This window comes from Nodularia sp. UHCC 0506, assembly GCF_034931045.1.
Lineage (GTDB): Bacteria > Cyanobacteriota > Cyanobacteriia > Cyanobacteriales > Nostocaceae > Nodularia.
Genome location: NZ_JAYGHH010000049.1, coordinates 40,122 through 44,775 on the forward strand (window position 1 = coordinate 40,122; position 4,654 = coordinate 44,775).

Sequence of the window (4,654 nt, forward strand, 5' to 3'; positions counted from 1 at the left end):
GCCAAAGGCCGTTATTGGCGGACAATTTATGTCACCTCTACTATGGGGCCATCAATTAAAGTCGATATCAACGCTCTCCGGGATTTAAAACTAAGCGAAGTAGCTTAAAGAAAATGAGGGAATAGAGACTAGAAAAGATTCTTTGAGAAATCAATTTTTTTTCTGAGTACCTACTGAACTCCCACCCCGAAACTAAATAAGCCAAGCCGGAGACAGCAGGAGCCAAAAGCTCAAATATCCTGCCGAGGTTAAAGCTCTAATTGACTGAAGTTCCACCTATAGAGGTGTAATTACTGAAGTATTATGAGTTTTCCTATGAAACCCCGGCTCGGATAGCTGGGGTTAATTGTTTTTAGTCGCTGATAGTAAAACCATTTGAGGTAATCTATCGGCTCTCGAATTAACACCGATAAACAAAAACCCAGCGACAGATTTAGTTAAAACACCGAAGTAAAACCGAATTTAGTCTCATAAGTAGATGTTTTGAAAGTTTTACTTGATGAAAAATAATGATTTTGCCCTTGGAGGTAAAACTAAGCATGGGTAGAACGCTAGAAAATAAAAAAGAGATTGTAGCTGATCTCAAAAACAGTCTGAGCGAGTCAACTTTGGCACTGGTAATTGATTATCAGGGTTTAACAGTTGCTCAAATCACGGACTTACGGCAGAAGCTACGTCCCAGTGGCGCTGTTTGTAAGGTCACAAAAAACACTTTAATGGGCATTGCCATTGACGGTGATGAAAACTGGCAACCACTTTCGGAATTGCTCCAAGGTGCTTCGGCCTTTTTGCTAGTTAAAGAAGATTTTTCATCGGCAATTAAGGCGTATCAAGAGTTTCAAAAAGTTACCAAGAAGACAGAACTTCGTGGTGGCGTGATGGAAGGTCGTCTGCTGAAGGAGACTGATGTCAAGGCTTTAGGAGACTTGCCATCCAAGGAACAACTCATGGCGCAAATTGCCGGAGCTATCAACGCCTTGGCTACCAAAGTTGCTGTTGGTATCAACGAAGTTCCCAGTTCTTTGGCTCGTGCTTTGCAAGCTGTGGCGGATAAAGAGCAAGAGCAAGGTGAGAGTACCGAAAGTGCGGCTGAATAAAATTCGCCCAATTACACCAAACTTTGCCTGCTGGGATTTACTGTTAATTGCAGCTTTTAGTCGGCAAAAACCAAATTTACATTACAGGAGTTATATCAATGTCTGCTACAACTGATCAAATTCTCGAACAATTGAAAACCCTCTCTTTGCTGGAAGCATCTGAATTAGTTAAGCAAATTGAAGAAGCTTTCGGCGTGAGTGCTGCTGCACCTGCTGGTGGAATGATGATGATGGCTCCTGGTGCTGCTGCTGGTGCTGCTGAACCAGTGGAAGAAAAAACCGAGTTTGACGTGGTACTAGATTCAGTTCCAGCTGACAAGAAAATTGCTGTGCTGAAGATTGTCCGCGAATTGACTGGTTTAGGTCTAAAAGAAGCCAAAGATATGGTGGAAGCTGCGCCTAAAGCAGTCAAGGAAGGTATTGCTAAAGACGCGGCTGAAGATGCTAAGAAGCGCATCGAAGAAGCTGGCGGTAAGGTAACTATCAAGTAATTAGGATTTGCCCATAGACTTGTAGTTTAGGGACTATCAGAAAAAGCCTGCACGTGCAGGCTTTTTTTTAATGCAAATCAGCATCCCAGACACCGATGTAAATTCTATCTTGCTGATTGCGTTCAATTACACCTTTTAATCCGCCCACATTAAAAGAGTATCGCCTTGTTTGGCGATCGCTCACTTTTTGGAGTCCTTGTTTAATATCACTATTAGCATTACCAGCAAGCATTCCCTGTAATGTTGTTTGCATCACTTCTGGCGGCATAGATTGGGCAAAGGATACTTCAGTTTGGCGCAAAATTCCGGTTTTTCGGTCAAATAAGTAACCAAGGTCAACATTGCCTTCTAACTGATAAAGCAAAGCATGAGTATTCCATAACCCTTTGGAAGTTTTATTGGGCTTACCTAGTGCTGCTTTGACTGCATTTTGAGAAGTTCCTGTAGGAAATGCTGGCACACTGGAAGTTTTGGTGTTGCTAGGAGCAGGAAGATTTTGCGGTTCTGGTGGTTCTGGAGTTGTCGGCGGTTCTGGTGGTGGTGCTTCTGGAGTTTCTTCTAGAAATTGAGGTGATTCAGGAGCTTCTTGCGGTGGTGGTTCAGGTACGACGTTATCTTCTGACTGCTGTGATAAAGTAGAAAGATCCGCATCTGGTGCAAATGTGGGAGTTACTTGGGACTGAGGTTTTACAGGTGCTACGCTGTCTGGGTTAGGTTCTATGGTATCTGGGCTGTAGTCAGGTTCTAAAATTGAAGATTTTTGTGCAGAAGTGGGATCTATCGTAGTATTCGAGTTGGAAAATGGTGTAGGTGTAGATGATGTGGTGATAGATTCTTGAGACTGTGGTTGACGAGTGACGCTAGAAATTGCTACCCCACCAATTAAGCCACCCAAAACTAAACTGCCGATAATTAAAGCGGGTTTTGGCGATTTTATACTAGAAAGAGTTGGTGCAGAAGGTATGGCCTGGTTTTTCTGAGTCGATGCGATTTGTCCAGGACTCAGGCTGACTGTGGCGATAGTGTGAGAAGACGGAGGAGATATATCAGTGGCTGATTTCAAAGCATACAGCATTTTACTGGCAGTACTATAGCGATCGCTCACATGAGGCTGAATTGCCTGATTAATCACCTTGGCTAGATGTGGCGAGACATCCGGGGCGAACTCTTGCCAGATAATTTCCCCAGTTTGCAGGTGTGTTTGTAGTTCTGGTGGGTGTTTACCCGTGAGTAAATAAATCGCCGTCAAGCCTAAACTATAGATATCAGTGGCATAAACTGGTCGTCCGATGGCTTGTTCTGTGGGCATATACCCAGGTGTCCCAATTACAAGCGATCGCGTAGGATGATGAGAGGGATTAACCACTGAACGGATAGTTTCTTTAACTGCCCCAAAATCAATCAAAAATGGCTTGTTATCAGTCGCGCGTAGAATAATGTTATCTGGTTTAATATCCCGGTGAATAATGCCTTTACTATGAACATAATCTAAAACTGATAACAGACTTAAAAGAATTTCCCGAACGGTAGTTTCGCTCTCATAACCTTTAGCTTCAACAATATTTGTCAAAGTCGGCCCTTCAATCCACTCTTGAACCAAATAAAACAGTTCATTCTCCGAAAAGTAGGCATATAACTTAGGAATTTGATTACAACTGTCACCCAGATACTCCAAAGTTGCAGCTTCTCTCTCAAAGCGCTGTTGAATCATTTGGTAGGTTTTTGGGTCATTGGCTATCGGTTTAAGTTGCTTGATGACACAGCGTCGGCGAGAAGGTATATGGGTATCTTCTGCCAGAAAGGTTTCGCCAAATCCACCTGCGCCAAGGACTTTAATTACTTGATAGCGATTGTTCAGCAGCGTTATTGTCATGAAAATTTACCAATTCACACCCTTTCCAAATGTATATCAGATACAACAGACGAGTTACAGACAGTTTATATCCCCTAACTTCAAGTTAATCTGAGATATTTGAGTTTGTGAGGTTTTTCCAGTACATAAATTGAACTTAATCGACAACAAATAAAATAGTAACTAGTACCGCAGGGTGGGTGCTGTGTTGACTAACAAAGCTATTTGACCTGACTAACGACCCATTTGCTATTTTCACCATCCCATAAAAGAAAGAAGTTCACAGAACCAGGAACTCGTCTACCATTTTTCATTAGGTATTGAAACTTAGCACTGACGGTAGCTGTTTCTGTAGTGGCTTCTAACACATTAACTTGTTCAACATTGACGCTTTCAACTTTTCCTCCCCACCACTCGATGTATGAAAGATAACCATCTGGATGGAGACGTTTATTACTTTGTAGGCTGGGAGCTAGTTGATTCCACGCATTTTCATATTGACCCTGGTTAATATTGATATAATAATTCTCCACAGATTCTGCTGGGGATGGTCTCAGGACTTCCGGCTGTATTACCGGAGGAGATGGAGAAGGTGAAGGTTGAGGAGGAACTGTTGGGGAAGGTGGGGGATTTATAGGTCGTGTAACTTCCTCTGGTTCAATGGGATTTGGAGCAGGTTCTGTAATTCTGGCAATTGGAGAATTTACAGTTGGCGTAACATTCGGCACTTCATTCTGGTTTGTGGCAGGTTCTTGCAATGAGTTGTTTGGTTGGGTAACTGGTTGAACTAGTTGGGGTGATCTATTAAGGGCAAAACCAATAATGATAGAAGCACCTATCAAACCACCTACAATTAAGCTGCCGAGAAAAATTCCCTTCGGTTTACTGGCTGGTTCAGGAGGTTGGGAGGTAGATCCTGTACTAACCGCAACTGTGTCTTGAGATGGGGCGGGAGGTGGTACTGTTGCTACTAATGGTTGTTGATAAGCTACTGTGGGAGGTACACTGGCTGACCCAAATTGCAAAGCTGACAGCATTTCTCTGGCAGTGGGAAAGCGATCGCGGGGGTGATAGGCGATCGCTCGGTTTAGTACCCCTGCTAATGTGGGACTAATACTTAAAGCGTGTTGATGCCAAACAATTTCCCCAGTTCGTGGATCAGCTTCTAATTCCTGTGGATGTTTCCCAGTCAGTAAATAAATTGCTGTTAGCCC

3 protein-coding genes, 2 pseudogenes and 1 other annotated feature are annotated in these 4,654 nt (G+C 43.1%); of the genes and pseudogenes, 3 read left to right on the forward strand and 2 right to left on the reverse strand.

Annotation, left to right across the window (positions count from 1 at the left end; genetic code table 11):
- From VB654_RS20760 to rplL, 3 genes and pseudogenes are all read left to right on the forward strand, one after another.
- A pseudogene (locus VB654_RS20760) lies at positions 1–108 on the forward strand (50S ribosomal protein L1); the annotation flags it as partial.
- Positions 109–188: 80 nt separating this feature from the next.
- Positions 189–357: a sequence feature (ribosomal protein L10 leader region), on the forward strand.
- Positions 358–539: 182 nt separating this feature from the next.
- Positions 540–1,097, forward strand: a complete 558-nt coding sequence (gene rplJ / locus VB654_RS20765) for a 50S ribosomal protein L10 (RefSeq protein WP_323215700.1) — start codon at positions 540–542, stop codon at positions 1,095–1,097.
- 98 nt (positions 1,098–1,195) lie between these two features.
- Complete coding sequence (gene rplL, locus VB654_RS20770; protein WP_323215701.1) at positions 1,196–1,588, forward strand: 50S ribosomal protein L7/L12; 393 nt, start codon at positions 1,196–1,198, stop codon at positions 1,586–1,588.
- Between the two features lie 67 nt (positions 1,589–1,655).
- Here rplL and VB654_RS20775 read toward each other — a convergent pair whose 3' ends face one another.
- A complete protein-coding gene (locus tag VB654_RS20775; RefSeq protein ID WP_323215702.1) occupies positions 1,656–3,461 on the reverse strand; it encodes a protein kinase domain-containing protein in 1,806 nt (601 codons plus the stop codon).
- A gap of 200 nt (positions 3,462–3,661) precedes the next feature.
- Positions 3,662–4,654, reverse strand: a pseudogene (locus VB654_RS20780) (serine/threonine protein kinase); the annotation flags it as partial.

Bases quoted from the DNA above. Each gene is read 5' to 3' on its own strand.
- rplJ (WP_323215700.1), top strand. From the start codon at position 540: ATGGGTAGAACGCTAGAAAATAAAAAAGAGATTGTAGCTGATCTCAAA.
- rplL (WP_323215701.1), top strand. From the start codon at position 1,196: ATGTCTGCTACAACTGATCAAATTCTCGAACAATTGAAAACCCTCTCT.
- VB654_RS20775 (WP_323215702.1), bottom strand. From the start codon at position 3,461: ATGACAATAACGCTGCTGAACAATCGCTATCAAGTAATTAAAGTCCTT.